The sequence below is a fragment of the Pseudomonas sp. R1-6 genome (assembly GCF_051132115.1).
Classification (GTDB): domain Bacteria; phylum Pseudomonadota; class Gammaproteobacteria; order Pseudomonadales; family Pseudomonadaceae; genus Aquipseudomonas.
In genome coordinates this window covers 430,376-446,788 of sequence record NZ_CP071662.1, presented here as the reverse complement: position 1 = coordinate 446,788, position 16,413 = coordinate 430,376, and the positions used below count along the sequence as shown (strand labels likewise).

Annotated in this window: 15 protein-coding genes; 11 read left to right on the top strand and 4 right to left on the bottom strand. The window is 61.5% G+C overall.

The window, feature by feature from the left end; all coding sequences use genetic code 11:
• The first annotated feature begins 17 nt into the window (after positions 1-17).
• The gene (locus J3P81_RS02050; protein ID WP_434561899.1) at positions 18-434 is read left to right on the top strand and encodes a DUF3010 family protein; all 417 of its coding nucleotides are present in this window, start codon (positions 18-20) and stop codon (positions 432-434) included.
• A gap of 130 nt (positions 435-564) precedes the next feature.
• On the opposite strand, the gene J3P81_RS02045 is transcribed toward J3P81_RS02050, so the two are convergent.
• Positions 565-1,524 carry a GlxA family transcriptional regulator gene (locus J3P81_RS02045; protein ID WP_434561897.1) on the bottom strand — a complete coding sequence of 320 codons (960 nt, stop codon included), beginning with the start codon at positions 1,522-1,524 and terminating at the stop codon, positions 565-567.
• 187 nt (positions 1,525-1,711) lie between these two features.
• On the opposite strand from J3P81_RS02045, the gene choX reads away from it, so the two are divergent.
• The 6 genes from choX to J3P81_RS02015 all read left to right on the top strand — a co-directional run bounded on the left by choX (position 1,712) and on the right by J3P81_RS02015 (position 7,179).
• Complete coding sequence (gene choX / locus J3P81_RS02040) at positions 1,712-2,656, top strand: choline ABC transporter substrate-binding protein (protein ID WP_420764953.1); 945 nt, start codon at positions 1,712-1,714, stop codon at positions 2,654-2,656.
• Positions 2,657-2,727: 71 nt separating this feature from the next.
• Positions 2,728-3,615: a 3-keto-5-aminohexanoate cleavage protein gene (locus J3P81_RS02035; protein ID WP_045157164.1), complete on the top strand. Its 888-nt coding sequence runs from the start codon at positions 2,728-2,730 to the stop codon at positions 3,613-3,615.
• A 143-nt stretch (positions 3,616-3,758) separates the two neighbouring features.
• A complete protein-coding gene (locus J3P81_RS02030) occupies positions 3,759-4,724 on the top strand; it encodes an L-carnitine dehydrogenase (RefSeq protein WP_434561895.1) in 966 nt (321 codons plus the stop codon).
• Between the two features lie 160 nt (positions 4,725-4,884).
• Entirely contained in the window at positions 4,885-5,361 is a 477-nt protein-coding gene (locus J3P81_RS02025; protein ID WP_434561893.1) for a thioesterase family protein, read from the top strand.
• 20 nt (positions 5,362-5,381) lie between these two features.
• On the top strand, positions 5,382-6,545 hold the full coding sequence (locus J3P81_RS02020) for a gamma-butyrobetaine dioxygenase (protein WP_434561891.1): 1,164 nt from the start codon (positions 5,382-5,384) through the stop codon (positions 6,543-6,545).
• 370 nt (positions 6,546-6,915) lie between these two features.
• On the top strand, positions 6,916-7,179 hold the full coding sequence (locus tag J3P81_RS02015; RefSeq protein WP_434561889.1) for a hypothetical protein: 264 nt from the start codon (positions 6,916-6,918) through the stop codon (positions 7,177-7,179).
• Positions 7,180-7,272: 93 nt separating this feature from the next.
• On the opposite strand, the gene J3P81_RS02010 is transcribed toward J3P81_RS02015, so the two are convergent.
• Positions 7,273-8,376, bottom strand: a complete 1,104-nt coding sequence (locus J3P81_RS02010) for a GlxA family transcriptional regulator (protein WP_013694424.1) — start codon at positions 8,374-8,376, stop codon at positions 7,273-7,275.
• Positions 8,377-8,853: 477 nt separating this feature from the next.
• Positions 8,854-10,230 (bottom strand): L-serine ammonia-lyase, encoded by a 1,377-nt coding sequence (locus tag J3P81_RS02005; protein ID WP_434561887.1) that lies wholly within the window; start codon positions 10,228-10,230, stop codon positions 8,854-8,856.
• A 433-nt stretch (positions 10,231-10,663) separates the two neighbouring features.
• Here J3P81_RS02005 and J3P81_RS02000 point away from each other — a divergent pair, with 433 nt between their 5' ends.
• The 3 genes from J3P81_RS02000 to choV all read left to right on the top strand — a co-directional run bounded on the left by J3P81_RS02000 (position 10,664) and on the right by choV (position 13,698).
• On the top strand, positions 10,664-11,611 hold the full coding sequence (locus tag J3P81_RS02000; protein ID WP_420764959.1) for a choline ABC transporter substrate-binding protein: 948 nt from the start codon (positions 10,664-10,666) through the stop codon (positions 11,609-11,611).
• A 66-nt stretch (positions 11,612-11,677) separates the two neighbouring features.
• On the top strand, positions 11,678-12,523 hold the full coding sequence (choW, locus tag J3P81_RS01995; RefSeq protein ID WP_420764960.1) for a choline ABC transporter permease subunit: 846 nt from the start codon (positions 11,678-11,680) through the stop codon (positions 12,521-12,523).
• Positions 12,520-13,698, top strand: a complete 1,179-nt coding sequence (choV, locus tag J3P81_RS01990; protein ID WP_420764961.1) for a choline ABC transporter ATP-binding protein — start codon at positions 12,520-12,522, stop codon at positions 13,696-13,698. The genes choW and choV overlap by 4 nt, the downstream gene beginning before the upstream one ends.
• Positions 13,699-13,828: 130 nt before the next feature.
• Here choV and J3P81_RS01985 read toward each other — a convergent pair whose 3' ends face one another.
• On the bottom strand, positions 13,829-15,364 hold the full coding sequence (locus tag J3P81_RS01985) for a BCCT family transporter (protein ID WP_434564071.1): 1,536 nt from the start codon (positions 15,362-15,364) through the stop codon (positions 13,829-13,831).
• Between the two features lie 365 nt (positions 15,365-15,729).
• Between J3P81_RS01985 and betI the strand changes: the two genes are divergently transcribed.
• On the top strand, positions 15,730-16,350 hold the full coding sequence (betI, locus tag J3P81_RS01980) for a transcriptional regulator BetI (protein ID WP_434561885.1): 621 nt from the start codon (positions 15,730-15,732) through the stop codon (positions 16,348-16,350).
• Positions 16,351-16,413: the final 63 nt, after the last annotated feature.

The window sequence follows — 16,413 nt, the reverse complement described above, 5'->3', positions numbered from 1 at the left end:
GGAATCCAAGGCCAAGCATGATCATCTGCGGCATCGAAATCAAAGGCAGCGAAGCGATCATCGCCGTTGCCTTGCTGGACCAGCAGGCGTTGAGCCACGTCGCGCTGAACACCAAGAAAATCGCCCTGGACGATGACGACGAAGCCGCCAGCGTCAAAGCCTTCGCCGCGCAAGTGCGGGCTTTCGTGGCGGACAATGGCATCGACCGCATCGCCATCAAGAAGCGCAGCAAGAAAGGTGAGTTCGCGGGCGGCCCGACCACCTTCAAGATCGAAGGCGTTTTCCAATTGCTCGAAGGCTGCGAAGTGACACTGCTGTCGCCACAGACCATCAACGCACAGAGCAAAAAACATGACTTCGCCCTGCCGACGACGCTGAACAAGTATCAGCATGAGGCATACAAGGCGGCGTGTTCGGCGTTGATGAAGAAGTAGCCCTTTCCAAACACAGTACCCGTGGCGAGGGAGCTTGCTCCCGCTCGGCTGCGCAGCAGTGGTGAACCGGTTTGCAGGGGTTACCTGTTGCACCGCGGTGTCTGGTTTTGGGGGCGGCCGGGCCAGCCTGTCAAACCACCTCCCGCTCATCCCCCTGCCGCCGCCGATCCTCCCTAGGGCAACGTGCAAACCGTGCCCTGTAGCTGCGGGTGAAATACGACGGCGATTCGAATCCACAGGCAATGCTGACTTCCAGCACACTCATGTCGGTCTGGCGCAGCAGTTGCCGGGCCTTTTCCAAGCGCAGGCGCAGGTAGAAATTACTCGGCGTGTCGTTCAGGTGCAGGCGGAACAGGCGTTCAAGCTGGCGGCGCGTGACGTTGATCGATTCGGCCAGCGCCAGGGTGCTCAGTGGCGGTTCGCTGTTGGCCTCCATTTCTCCAATCACATGCACCAGCTTCTTGTTGCGAATGCCGTAGCGGGTGGCGATTTCCATGCGCTGGTGATCTTTGCGTGGACGAATGCGACCGAGCACGAACTGCTCGCTGACCTGGATTGCGAGTTCCGGGCCGTGGGCCTGCCCGATCAGGTCGAGCATGAGGTCAATCGAGGCAGTGCCGCCGGCGCAGGTGATGCGGCGGCGGTCGATTTCGAAGAGCTCCTGGGTCACGGCGAGCTGGGGATAGGACTCCTTGAACGCCTCGATCGCCTCCCAGTGCAGGGTGACGCGATGGCCATCCAGCAATCCCGCTTCCGCGAGCACCACGCTGCCGGTGTCGATTCCGCCGAGGATGACACCGTCGTTATCCAGCCGGTGCAACCACCTCTCAAGCACCGGGCTGACGAACTTCAACGGCTCGAAGCCCGCCACGATCCAGAGCGTCGCGCCCTTCTTCAGCGGCTCCAGCGCAGCATCGGCGTTGACCGACATGCCATTGCTCGCCAGCACCGCTCCGCCATCGGCACTCAGGACATGCCAGCGGTAAAGCTCGCCACGAAACCGATTGGCGACCCGTAACGGCTCGATGGCCGAAATGAAACCGATGGCCGAGAAACCCGGCATCAACAAGAAATAGAAATCCTGGGACATGAAACGCTCTCGGTTGGCGGGCAGCGTGCGGACCTTGATACGCCAGTTGCAACAACCGTTCAAGAGTCGCTGTAGTGCAAGAGCACGTCGCCGCTGTGCGTTTTGCCCCGCCCGGGCCTGCGTAACGTGGCATCACCGGCGCACAGACACCGGGCCCCATAACAATAAGCTGCCGAGGAACCCGACAATGAAACGACTGATCAGCTGCTGCGTTATTGCACTCAGCACCACTTCTTTACTGAACCAGGCCGCCCTCGCAGCCGAACCCGCCGCTTGCCAGAATGTGCGCCTGGGCGTGGTCAACTGGACGGACGTCATTGCCACCAGCGCCCTGACCCAAGTGATGCTCGACGGCCTCGGCTACAAGACCAAGCAGACCAGCGCCTCCCAGCAGATCATTTTCGCCGGCATCCGCGATCAGCGCCTGGACATGTTCCTGGGCTACTGGAACCCGCTGATGACCCAGACCATCACCCCGTTCGTCGAAGCCAAGCAGGTCAAGGTGCTTGAGCAGCCCAGCCTGAAGGACGCCCGCGCCACCCTGGCCGTGCCGACTTACCTGGCCGACAAGGGTCTGAAGACGTTCGCTGACATCGCCAAATTCGAGAAGGAGCTGGGCGGCAAGATCTACGGCATCGAGCCCGGCTCCGGCGCCAACACCCAGATCAAGGCGATGATTGCCAAGAATCAGTTCGGCCTGGGCAAATTCCAACTGGTCGAGTCCAGCGAGGCCGGCATGCTCGCCGCCGTGGACCGCGCCGTGCGACGCAAGGAAGCCGTGGTGTTCTTCGGCTGGGCGCCGCACCCGATGAACGTCAACGTGCAAATGACCTACCTCACCGGCAGTGAAGACGCCCTCGGTCCGAACGAAGGCATGGCCACCGTGTGGACCGTCACCGCGCCGAACTACGCCGAGCAATGCCCGAACGTCAGCCGTCTGCTGAGCAACCTGACCTTCACCGCCGAAGACGAGAGCCGGATGATGCAGCCGCTGCTCGATCACAAGGATCCGCTCGAATCGGCCCGGCAATGGCTCAAGGACCATCCACAGGACAAACAGCGCTGGCTCGAAGGCGTGACCACCTTCGATGGCAAGCCCGCCGCCGACAACCTGAAACTCACCAGTAACTGACTGAACGTTATCCCTCTGCGCGGTCTTCAAGGGCTGCGCAGTGACTCACCACGCCTGAAGGAATCCGCACCATGAACCACGACGTCATCATCACCTGCGCACTCACCGGTGCTGGCGACACGACCGCCAAGAGCCCTCACGTGCCGGTCACTCCGAAACAGATCGCCGCCGCTGCCGTCGAGGCCGCCAAGGCCGGCGCCACGGTGGTCCATTGCCACGTTCGCGATCCGCAAACCGGCAAGTTCAGCCGTGATGTGGCGCTGTATCGCGAAGTGATGGAGCGCATCCGTGAGGCGGACGTCGACATCATCGTCAACCTCACCGCTGGCATGGGCGGCGACCTGGAGATCGGTGCCGGCGAACGTCCGATGGAGTTCGGCCCCAACACTGACCTGGTGGGTCCACTGACCCGCCTGGCCCACGTTGAAGAGCTGCTGCCGGAAATCTGCACCCTGGATTGCGGCACCCTGAACTTCGGCGACGGCGACACCATTTACGTCTCCACTCCGGCGCAACTGCGGGCCGGCGCCAAGCGCATCACCGAGCTCGGCGTGAAGGCAGAGCTGGAGATCTTCGACACCGGCCACCTGTGGTTCGCCAAGCAACTGATCAAGGAAGGCCTGCTGGACAATCCGCTGTTCCAACTCTGCCTGGGCATCCCATGGGGCGCGCCGGCCGACACCACCACAATGAAAGCCATGGTCGACAACCTGCCCGCCGACGCGGTGTGGGCCGGCTTCGGCATCGGCCGCATGCAAATGCCAATGGCGGCCCAAGCCGTGCTGCTGGGTGGCAACGTACGGGTCGGGCTGGAAGACAACCTCTGGCTGGACAAAGGCGTGCTCGCCACCAACGGCCAACTGGTGGAGCGAGCCGGCGAAATCCTCAGCCGCCTCGGCGCACGGGTGCTTACGCCTGCCGAAGGTCGCAAGAAAATGGGCCTGGTCCAGCGCGGCTAAACCCGAGTCCACATCTTCCCCTTGTGGGAGCGAGCCTGCTCGCGATAGCGGTGGAAGAGCCTACACATTCGTCGACTGACACTCCGTCATCGCGAGCAGGCTCGCTCCCACATTTGGATCACCGCACTATTCAGGAAACCACCATGAGCTTTATCACCGACATCAAGACCTTCGCCGCCCTGGGCAGTGGCGTCATCGGCAGCGGCTGGGTCAGCCGCGCCCTGGCCCATGGCCTCGACGTGGTCGCCTGGGACCCGGCGCCCGGCGCCGAAGCCGCGTTGCGCAAGCGCGTCGCCAATGCTTGGGGCGCCCTGGAGAAACAAGGCCTGGCCCCTGGCGCTTCGCAGGATCGGCTGCGTTTTGTCGCGACCATCGAGGAATGCGTGCGCGACGCCGACTTCATCCAGGAAAGTGCCCCCGAGCGCCTGGAGCTCAAATTGCAGCTGCACAGCCAGATCAGCGCCGCCGCCAAGCCGAACGCGTTGATCGGGTCGAGCACCTCCGGGCTGCTGCCGAGCGAATTCTATGAAAGCTCGACCCATCCGGAACGGTGCGTGGTCGGTCACCCGTTCAATCCGGTCTACCTGCTGCCCCTGGTGGAAGTGGTCGGCGGCAAAAACACCGCACCCGAGGCCGTGCAAGCGGCGATGCAAGTCTACGAATCCCTCGGCATGCGGCCGCTGCACGTGCGCAAGGAAGTGCCCGGTTTCATTGCCGACCGCTTGCTTGAAGCGCTCTGGCGCGAGGCGCTGCACTTGGTCAATGACGGCGTGGCGACCACCGGCGAAATCGACGATGCCATCCGTTTTGGCGCCGGCCTGCGCTGGTCATTCATGGGCACATTCCTGACCTACACCCTGGCCGGCGGCGACGCTGGGATGCGTCACTTCATGGCTCAGTTCGGCCCGGCGTTGCAACTGCCCTGGACCTACCTGCCGGCACCGGAACTGACCGAGAAACTGATCGACGATGTGGTGGACGGGACGAGCGAACAGTTGGGGCAGCACAGCATTTCAGCTTTGGAACGCTATCGTGATGATTGCCTGTTGGCGGTGCTGGAGGCGGTGAAGGCCACCAAGCAAAAGCACGGAATGATTTTTAGCGAATAACACCATTCCTGTGGCGAGGGAGCTTGCTCCCGCTCGGCCGCGCAGCGGTCGCAAAACCAGCGAATGCCATTTGGCTGATACACCGCGTACAACCGGTTTGGGGCTGCTTCACAGCCCAGCGGGAGCAAGCTCCCTCGCCACGATTGCATTGGAGTCCAACATGCCCACCCTCACTACCTACCAAACCCGCATCCTCCCAGAATGGGTCGACTACAACGGCCACCTGCGCGACGCCTTCTACTTGCTGATCTTCAGCTACGCCACCGATGCGTTGATGGACCGGCTCGGCCTGGACAGCCAGAGCCGCGAAGCCAGCGGCCATTCGCTGTTCACCCTCGAGCTGCACCTGAACTACCTGCACGAAGTGAAGCTCGGCGCCGATGTCGAGGTGCATACGCACATCCTCGGCCACGATGCCAAACGCCTGCACCTCTACCACAGCCTGCACTTGGCGGGCGGCGACAAAGAGCTGGCCGGCAATGAGCAGATGCTACTGCACGTCGATCTGGCGGGGCCACGTTCGGCGCCGTTTAGCGAACAGACCCTGAGCCAACTCAAAGCCCTGCTCGACAGCCAGTCCGACCTGCCGGCGCCATCCTGCATCGGGCGTGTCATCGCCCTGCCACCCGCCCGATAAACCTCCTATAGGAGACCGACATGCACACCGCCGCCGCAATTGCCGACTTCCGCAGCTACCCTCTGGTCCACGCCTTGACTGCCGCAATCCCCTTGGCCGACCGGGTTCACGTCACGTGGGCCGACGGTCGGATCAGTCCTTTTCATCACCAGTGGCTGCGGGACAACTGCCCTTGCCAGGAATGCGTCTACAGCGTGACCCGTGAGCAGGTCCTGGAGATTGTCGATGTGCCCGAAGATTTGGCGCCGGATGAAATCCGCGTTGATGGTGAAGGCCGCCTGCGCGTGGCCTGGCGGGACGGCCACCAAAGCCAATTCGACCCGGGCTGGCTGCGCGCTCACGCCTATGACGAAGTCTCCAGGGCCGAACGACTCGACGGCAGGCCGCAACGCCAGCTATGGCAGTGCGACTTGCAGCTGCCAATGTTCGAATACCAGGCGCTGATGGAGGATGCCGACGCGCTGCTGCAATGGCTGCTGGCGGTACGCGACATCGGCCTGACCCAAGTGCGGGGCGTGCCCACCGAGCCCGGCTCGCTGAAACAGATTGCCCAACGCATTTCCTTCGTTCGCGAGAGCAATTTCGGCGTGCTCTTCAACGTGCAATCCAAGGCCGACGCCGACAGCAACGCCTACACCGCTTTTAACCTGCCGTTGCACAGCGACTTGCCGACGCGGGAATTGCAGCCGGGGTTGCAGTTCCTGCATTGTCTGGTGAACGAGGCCGTGGGTGGCGAGAGTATCTTCGTCGACGGTTTCGCCATTGCCCAGGCGCTGCGCCAGGAAGATCCCGATGCCTTCGAGGCGCTGTGCCAGATCCCGGTGGAATTTCGCAACAAGGACCGCCACAGCGACTACCGCTGCCTGGCGCCGATCATTGCGTTGGACGCCCTTGGGCAAGTCTCGGAGATCCGCATGGCGAACTTTCTGCGCGGCCCCTTTGACACCTCGGTGGAGCAGATGCCCAGGCTTTACCGCGCCTACCGCCGCTTCATCGCGCTGACCCGCGAGCCACGCTTTCGCCTGGTGCAACGACTCGAACCCGGGCAGCTCTGGTGCTTCGACAACCGCCGCACGCTCCACGCGCGCAACGCCTTCGACCCTGCTACCGGGGCGCGGCATTTCCAAGGGTGTTATGTGGATCGGGATGAATTGCTGTCGCGCATTCTGGTGTTGCAACGCTAGACCGCGTCATCGTTCATCGCGAGCAAGCTCGCTGCCACAGGTGAAAGCATTTCCCTGTGGGAGCGAGCTTGCTCGCGATAGCGGCCTGCCAGACAACCGATTATTTGCGGATTCACACAGGCAAAAAAATCCCCGATCAAGCCGTGACAGGATCGGGGCAGGAGCGTTACTGGAGGAGCTGTGGCGCGAGGGTGACCAAACCATCGTGATGCAGCTTGGGGCCAGTGTGCCCAGTCCCGGACCCAGCGAGTTAGCCGAAAACGACGCGTTCATAGTCAATCATGACAGAACGACGATTTGCCCTTGCCGCCGATTCGGGTGGCTACCAGAATCCAGGCACGACCCCAATCCCTGAACAAGGAAAAGCGTCATGATGTACGCCGATTTGATCGACCAGGAAGACCTGCTGGGCCATCTGAAGGCCCTGGGGTTGCAGATACCCAGTGGCGCGACTGCCGAGCAGGCGTGCGAGTGCGCCGTACGCGGCCTGGACAGGGCTCGCGCCAATGAGCTGCGCAGGCTGGTCAAGGAAATGTACACCAGCAGCGCGACCATCCTGCCGGCGGTGCGCCAGGCAATCGATCAGCAACTGTTGCCGGCGTTGGCGCAGTACCAGCAGAACCATAACGCCTGATGAAACCCATCGCGAGCAAGCTCGCTCCCACAGGATTTGTGAACGCACAAAACCTGTGGGAGCGAGCCTGCTCGCGATGAACGCGCTGAAGTCTTAGAGCCTCACACTCGCAAACGTCGACTCATTGCGCGCCTGGCTCAGCGCCGACAGCGGGCCGGACAGCGGCGACAGCACCAACGCCTGCGGCAGCGGCATCATCGCCACTTGTTGCGTGGTGTTGGAGCCGACGCGCTCGTCCCGTGGCGGAATGCCGAAGTATTCGCGGTAGCACTTGGAGAAATGCGGCGTGGAGACGAAGCCGCACACCGAGGCCACTTCGATGATCGACATCGGCGTCTGCTTGAGCAATTGCCGCGCACGAATCAGTCGCAGCTTGAGGTAATAGCGCGACGGCGAACAATGCAGGTATTTCTGGAACAGGCGCTCCAGCTGACGGCGGGACACAGCGACGTACACCGCCAACTCGTCCAGGTCGATCGGCTCCTCGAGATTGGCCTCCATCAGCGCGACGATTTCCTGCAACTTCGGCTGGTTGGTGCCAAGCATGTGCTTGAGCGGCACACGTTGGTGATCCTGCTCGTTGCGGATACGCTCGTAGACAAACATTTCCGAAATCGCCGCCGACAACTCGCGACCGTGATCACGGCTGATCAAGTGCAGCATCATGTCCAGCGGCGCGGTGCCGCCGGAGCTTGTGAAGCGGTTGCGGTCAAGCGTGAACAGGCGCGTGCTCATCGAAACCCGTGGGAAAGCTTCCTGCATCGCGGCCAGGCATTCCCAGTGCACGCTGCAATCGAAACCGTCCAGCAGGCCGGCGCACGCCAGGGCCCAACTGCCGGTGCAGACTGCGCCAAGACGACGGGATTGACGGGCCTGGCCTTGCAGCCATGAGACATGTTCGCGGGTTACGGTGCGCTGGATGCCGATGCCGCCGCACACGATGACGGTGTCCAGGGCCGGGGCTTTGTGCATGGAGGCGTCCGGGGTGATCTGCAAACCGTCACTGGCCCAGACCTGGCCGCCATCGACGGTCAGGGTGGTCCAGCGGTACAGCTCGCGCCCCGACAGCTGGTTGGCCATGCGTAGCGGTTCCACCGCGGACGCCAGGGAAATCAGCGTGAAATTGTCCAGCAGCAGAAAGCCGATGGATTGAGGCGCACGGTTCTGGGGTTGGGCCCCGGAGTTGGACGTCGTCATCGCGGTATCTCCTCACACAAAGCGGGTGATGGCCTCAGGCGGAGGCTCTTGTTATTGCCCTCATTCTCTTGCGTGAGAGGGGCTTTATCGGGACAGAGCAATTGCCATGCCTAAATTTGAATGCGCGTTCAATAACTCCTGAAAACGACATGCCGGCGTGTCTATATAAGGGCCCCGTCGAGGCCGGGCTCCAAGTGCCATCATGGGCTGCGGGCGAACGCCAGGGCGGGCTGTGAGCAGATCGGTAGCACTTGTGGTCACTGGGCCGCGCCGTTTGCGCGATGGTTGTCACCGCAAGCGCGGGGACGGACGGTAGGGCGGCGTACAAAGGCGTGACCGCCAAGTCACGCCTTATCTGTTTGCGACGCGCCAAAACGTGGCGTGTTTTTCCTGCGGTGTGCGTTTTACGAGCGATTTTTCAACACCCGTGGCGAGGGAGCCTGCTCCCTCGCCACGGGATTATCTTGCAGTGCTGAATCAGCATTCCACCGCGCTTACCGCCAGCCCGCCCCGTGAAGTCTCTTTGTATTTGTCGTGCATGTCGGCGCCGGTATCGCGCATAGTGCGGATCACACGGTCCAGGGAGATGAAATGCTGACCATCACCCCGAAGGGCCATCTGCGCGGCATTGATTGCTTTCACCGCGGCGATGGCGTTGCGCTCGATACACGGCACCTGGACCAGGCCGCCCACCGGATCGCAGGTCAGGCCGAGGTTGTGCTCCAGGCCGATTTCCGCCGCGTTGCACAGTTGCTCCGGCGTGGCTCCGAGGATTTCCGCCAGGCCTGCCGCCGCCATGGCGCAGGCCGAGCCGACTTCACCCTGGCAGCCGACTTCGGCGCCCGAGATCGAGGCGTTCTTCTTGCACAGGATGCCCACCGCAGCCGCGCCGAGGAAATAATCCACGACGTTGGCGTCAGTAACGGCCTCGCTGAATTTCATGAAGTAATGCAGCACCGCCGGGATGATCCCCGCCGCACCATTGGTCGGCGCCGTGACCATGCGCCCGCCAGCGGCGTTTTCTTCGTTGACCGCCAGGGCGAACAGGTTGACCCACTCCATGGCGCTCAAGGTCGAGCCGATCACGTTCGGTTTGTTCAGCTCTTGCAGGCTGCGGTACAACTTGGCCGCGCGCCGGCGCACATTCAAGCCGCCAGGCAGGATGCCCTCGTGCTTGAGGCCCTGCTCTACGCAGTCCTGCATCGCTCGCCAGAGCCTCATCAGGCCGCTGCGAATCTCTTCTTCCGAACGCCAGACCTTCTCGTTGGCCATCATCAGCTCAGCCACTCGCAGGTTATGCGTGCGACACAGCCCGAGCAGTTCCTCGGCGCTGGAGAAATCGTAAGGCAACTCGGTGGTGTCCAGGTCCATCACGCCGCTGGACGCCTGGGCCTGGTCGACTACAAAGCCGCCACCGACCGAATAATAGGTGTCGCGGTGCAGTTCGCCGTTTTCACCCTCCGCCACCAGCGTCATCGCGTTGGGGTGGAACGGCAGGTTTTCGTCGAGCAGGCGCATATCGCGGGACCAGACGAAAGGCACCGGCAGGCGGCCATCGAGCAGCAGGGTCTGGGTCTCGCGCAGCAGCTCGATGCGCGTACCGATTTGCGACGGATCGATCGAGTCGGGCCATTCGCCCATCAAGCCCATGATCGTGGCGGTATCGCTGCCGTGACCGATGCCGGTGGCCGACAGCGAACCAAACAATTGCACCTCGACCCGCCGCACGTCATTTAAAAGCGACTTGGCCCGCAACGCTTCGACAAACAGCGCCGCTGCGCGCATGGGCCCCACGGTGTGGGAACTGGACGGGCCGATACCAATCTTGAACAGGTCGAACACGCTGATGGCCATTGCCTTGACTCTCCAGAACGGACACATCCGGGCGCGGGAGCGTCCGGTGGCGCAGCTGCTACGCTCAACGCCGGGATGGCCGCATCATCCGGCTTTTGAATGGGCTTTCGACGTCTGACACCGACGCAATCATGCCCACCAACGCCGCGTCTTTGTCGCCCAGGTTTTACGACGTTTTTTACGTATCAGAAGCCAGCCGAGGGCCGAAAAAATCTGTAAACGACGTCACCAACACTGGATGCGACCCTCCCTGTACTGGATACGACGCGCCCTGTAGGCGTCGGATTTGCACTGGTACATGATCGGTTACGGCTCGTTTGCAAGGCCGCGTGCCACGAAGAGTGCCCACGCGCCGCCAACCGCAACTTAAAAAAAGCAAAAAAGCGCGGTTGTCCCGACCGGACACTGCCGATAAAACACCAGGAGTCCACCCATGAAAGGTTCCACGCCGTTGTTGTTGGCCGCCATGCTGAGTCTTCCGATGCTGGCCAACGCTGCAGAACCCGCCCAATGCAGTACCGTCAACTTCTCCGATGTCGGCTGGACCGACATCACCGTGACCACCGCCACCACCAGCGTCGTGCTCGACGCCCTCGGCTACAAGACCAAGACCACGATGATCTCCGTGCCGGTGACCTACAAGTCCCTGGCCGATGGCAAGAACATGGACGTGTTCCTCGGCAACTGGATGCCGACCATGGAAAACGACATCAAGGCCTATCGTGAAGCGGGCACCGTGGAAACCGTGCGCGCCAACCTGGAAAACGCCAAGTACACCCTGGCGGTCCCCGAAGAACTGTACAACAAAGGCCTCAAGGATTTTGCCGACATCGCCAAGTTCAAGAAGGAACTGGACGGCAAGATCTACGGCATCGAACCGGGCAACGACGGCAACCGCTTGATCCAGAGCATGATCGACAAGAACGCCTTCGGCCTCAAGGACGCCGGCTTCAAGGTCGTCGAGTCAAGCGAAGCCGGCATGCTTTCCCAGGTCGATCGGGCCCAGCGTCGCAGCACCGCCGTGGTGTTCCTGGGCTGGGAACCGCATCCGATGAACACCCGCTTCAAGATGAAATACCTCACCGGTGGCGATGAGTACTTCGGCCCGAACTTCGGCCAGGCGACCATCTACACCAACACCCGCAAGGGCTATGCCCAGGAATGCAGCAACGTTGGCCAGTTGCTGAAAAACCTGGTCTTTACCCTGGACATGGAAAGCACGCTGATGGGCAACGTGCTGGACGACAAGATGAAGCCTGAAGCCGCCGCCAAGGCCTGGTTGAAGAAAAACCCACAAGTACTCGATACCTGGCTCGCCGGCGTCACCACCGTTGACGGTAAACCTGGCCTGGAGGCCGTGAAAGCCAAGCTCGCGCAGTAAAAAGCTTATGCCGGGCGAGTTCGCTCGCCCGGGCTGTTTATTCCTTGCATGCGGACGTTCACTACCATGCTTATTGATCAGAAAATACCCTTGGGCCAGTACATCGCGGGCTTTGTCGAATGGTTGACGCAAAACGGCGCCGACACCTTCGACGCAATCGCAATGTTTCTGGAAACGATGATTCACGGCGTGACGTTTGCGCTGACCTGGTTCAATCCCCTGGTGCTTATCGGCCTCATCGCGCTACTGGCGCACTTCATCCAGCGCAAATGGGGCCTGACCGTTTTCGTTATCGCGTCCTTCTTGTTGATCCTCAACCTGGGTTACTGGCAAGAGACCATGGAAACCCTCGCCCAGGTGCTCTTCGCGACCTTGGTCTGCGTGCTTATCGGTGTGCCGCTGGGCATTGTTGCCGCGCACAAGCCGATGTTCTACACCATGATGCGTCCGGTGCTCGATCTGATGCAGACCGTACCGACCTTCGTCTACCTCATTCCTACCCTGACCCTGTTCGGTCTGGGTGTGGTCCCGGGCCTGATCTCCACGGTGGTATTCGCGATCGCCGCGCCCATCCGCCTGACCTACCTGGGCATCCGCGACGTTCCGGACGAACTGATGGACGCCGGTAAAGCCTTCGGCTGCTCCCGGCGCCAGCTCCTGTCGCGCATCGAACTGCCTCACGCCATGCCGAGCATCGCCGCCGGAATCACCCAATGCATCATGTTGTCGCTGTCGATGGTGGTCATCGCGGCACTGGTCGGTGCCGACGGCCTGGGCAAACCCGTGGTCAACGCATTGAACACCGCTGATATCGCCCTGGGCTTCGAAGCCGGCCTGGCGATCGTATTGCTGGCGATCATGCTCGACCGAATCTGCAAACAACCCGACGCCAAAGTAGGGGGTGACGCATGAGCATAATCCGCTTCGAAGAGGTCGACGTGATCTTCTCCAAAGATCCACGCGAAGCCCTCAAATTGCTCGACAAGGGCATGACGCGCAACGAAATCCTGAAGAAGACCGGGCAGATCGTCGGCGTGGAAAAAGCCAGCCTCGACATCGAAAAAGGCGAGATCTGCGTGCTGATGGGCCTTTCCGGCTCCGGCAAATCCAGCTTGCTGCGTTGCATCAACGGTTTGAACACCGTGAGTCGCGGCAAATTGTTCGTCGAGCACGAAGGCCGGCAGATCGATATCGCCTCCTGCACTCCCGCCGAACTGAAGATGATGCGCACCAAGCGCATCGCCATGGTGTTCCAGAAGTTCGCCCTGATGCCTTGGCTGACGGTGCGCGAAAACATCAGCTTCGGCCTGGAAATGCAGGGCCGGCCGGAGAAGGAACGCAAGAAGCTGGTGGATGAAAAACTCGAGCTGGTGGGCCTGACCCAGTGGCGCAACAAGAAGCCCGACGAGCTGTCTGGCGGCATGCAGCAACGGGTCGGCCTGGCCCGGGCCCTGGCGATGGACGCCGACATCCTGTTGATGGACGAACCATTCTCGGCCCTCGACCCGCTGATCCGCCAAGGCCTGCAGGACGAACTGCTGGAACTGCAACGCAAGCTGAGCAAGACCATCGTGTTCGTCAGCCACGACCTGGACGAAGCCCTGAAGCTGGGCAGCCGTATCGCGATCATGAAAGACGGCCGCATCATCCAGTACAGCAAGCCGGAACAGATCGTGTTGAACCCGGCGGACGACTATGTGCGCACGTTCGTCGCCCATACCAATCCGCTCAATGTGCTCTGCGGCCGCAGCCTGATGCGCACCCTGGACAACTGCAAGCGCATCAACGGCTCGGTGTGCCTGGATCCGGGCGGCGACTCCTGGCTTGACCTGGCCGAAGGCAACACCATCAAGGGCGCCCGGCAGAACGGCGCCGCCCTGGACCTGCAGAACTGGGCGCCAGGGCAGTCCGTCGAAGGCTTGGGGCGTTTCCCGACCTTGGTCGACTCCAGCATCGGCATGCGCGACGCGTTGCAGATCCGCTACCAGACCGGCAACAAACTGGTGCTTCACGATAATCAGCAAGTCGTCGGCATCCTCGGCGACAGCGAGCTGTATCACGCCCTGCTCGGCAAGAACCTGGGCTAAAGCCAATGCACACAAAAACGCCGCGAGATGATCGCGGCGTTTTTGTGTGCGCAGAAACAAGAATTGGAATGCTGTTGTGGCGAGGGGATTTATCCCCTCGCCACAAGAGTGTTCACAACTATCGAACGGGTCAGCTAAAGACCCGACCCAGCGCCGCCAACTCCGCCCGTTCCTGCTCAACCCGCACATCCTCGCGCATGGCCTTGTGCAGCCCGAACATGAAGCACACCAGCACCACCGAGAACGGCAGGCCAGCCAACACCACCATGGTTTGCATCGCCTCGAAGTTGCCCGCGAACAACAGGCCGATGGTCACCAGCGTGATCACCACCGACCAGAAGATCCGCAGCCAATGCGGCGCGTCTTCGTCAACGTTGCCGCCCTGGCACGAAAGGTTCGCCATCATCACCGCGCCGGAGTCAGCCGGGGTCAGGAACAGGACGAAACCGACGAAGATCGACACGCCGATCACGACCTTCGACGCCGGATAGTATTCGAGCAGCTGATAGATCGACATCGACGGCTGCGTCAACGCCGTCTTGCCCAGCTCGACCGCGCCGTGGTTCATCACCAGGTCCAGGGCCGAGTTACCGAAGATCGACAACCAGGCCAGGGTGAAGCCCAGGGGTATCAGCAACACGCCCGCCACCAACTCACGCACGGTGCGGCCACGGGAAATGCGCGCGATGAACATGCCGACAAAAGGCGCCCAGGAGATCCACCAGGCCCAGTAGAACAGGGTCCACAAGCCCATCCAACGGCCCGATTTCGCGGTGTCATCGGCATAGACGTACAGGTCGAATGTCTTAAGCACCACGCCGTTGAGGTAGTCGCCGATGTTCTGCACGAAACCGTTGAGCAGGTGCAGGGTCGGACCGAACAGCAGCACGAAAATCAGCAAGCCGCTGAACAATACGATGTTCAGGTTGGACAACCGGCGGATGCCGTTTTCCACGCCGGACACGGCGGCGATGGTCGCCACGGTGCTCATCACGATGATCACGATCAGCAAATTGGTGTTGCTGTGCTCGATGCCAAACAGGTTTTCCAAACCGGACGCGACTTGCAGCGAACCGATCCCCAGGTTGGTCACCAGCCCCAGCAGCGTCACGAACATGCCGAAACCGTCCACCGCATGGCCGGCCGCGCCCTTGACCCAGCGCTCGCCCACCAATGGATACAGGGCCGAGCGCAGCGCCAGCGGCTGGTTGTGCCGATAGGCGAAATACGCCACGGCCAAGCCCACCAGGGCATAGATCGCCCAACCATGCAGGCCCCAGTGCAAGAACGTCAATTGCACGGCCTGGCGCGCGGCCATCTGGCTGCCGGCCACGCCTTCAGGGGGGTTGAAGAAATGGTCCAGCGGCTCGGATGCGCCGAAGTACAGCAATGAAATGCCGATGCCCGACGAAAACAGCATCCCGGCCCAGGCGCCGTAGCTGAAGTCCGGCGTATCGTCCTTGCCGCCCAGCTTGAGCTTGCCATAGGAGGAAAATGCCAGGCCGACCACAAACACCAGATAGGCAGCGATGACCACCATGTAGTACCAGCCGAAGCTGCGGGACAACCACGCCTGGGCAATGCCGAGCAGACGGCCGGCCTCCTGCGGGGCAATGATCAGAATGGCGGTCAGCAACAGAATCAGCGCGGTGGAGGTGTAGAACACCCAACCGTTGACCGTCACCTTCTGCGGCGGGGTCTTTATTAGCAAGGCAGAACTCATTGCACGGATGCTCCAGGCAGTGCGAGAGAAGGACAAGGCAACGCGATACCCGGCCAATCGGTGGGTTGGCAGCCGACCGGCGGGTGTTATAAAGACACCCGGAAAGCCCTTGCCCCGCGATTGCGCGGGTCTCTGGGCTCTTGATGTCTCGTTTCTGCGCCATTTACCCCGTAGGAAAACCGGTAAATCGCGACGAATTGTCGCAGAGCTTATTCTTTGTTGATTGAACGTTCAATCAAAACAAAATAGACTGGCCCTCATGACGGCGGACCTTACTCGTCCGCCCGATGGCCTAAGGAGATTTGCAGATGCCCAAGGTCGGTATGCAACCCATCCGCCGCCAGCAATTGATCGAAGCCACTTTGCAGGCTGTTGATCAGGTCGGGATGGGGGACGCCAGCATTGCGCTGATCGCCCGTTTGGCCGGTGTTTCGAACGGCATCATCAGTCACTACTTTCAGGACAAGAATGGCCTGATCGCGGCTACGGCCCAGTACCTGATGACTGTCCTGAGCGAGAACGTCACCGCGCGTCGTCAAGCGCTGACGGACCCGAGCCCGCGAGCTCACCTGAAGGTGATCATCGAGGGCAACTTCGACGCCAGCCAGGTCAACGGCCCGGCAATGAAAACCTGGCTGGCCTTCTGGGCCACCAGCATGCATCACCCGTCATTGCACAGGTTGCAGCGGATCAACGATCACCGTCTGTATTCCAACCTGTGTTGCCAGTTCCGCCGCGTGTTGCCTGTCGACCAGGCACGCAGCGCGGCCCGGGGCCTGGCCGCTCTGATTGACGGTTTGTGGCTGCGCGGAGCGCTGTCGGGAGACGCGTTCGACACCGCCCAGGCACATCGGATCGCGTACGAATACATGGATTTCCAACTGGCCAAGGCAGGAGCGCCAGAGCACACAGAACCGCTCGACTCCTGAACCCCCACCGCAGCGCGTAGTCAGCTGTAAACGACACGCTCGGTGGTCAGCCAACCACTTATG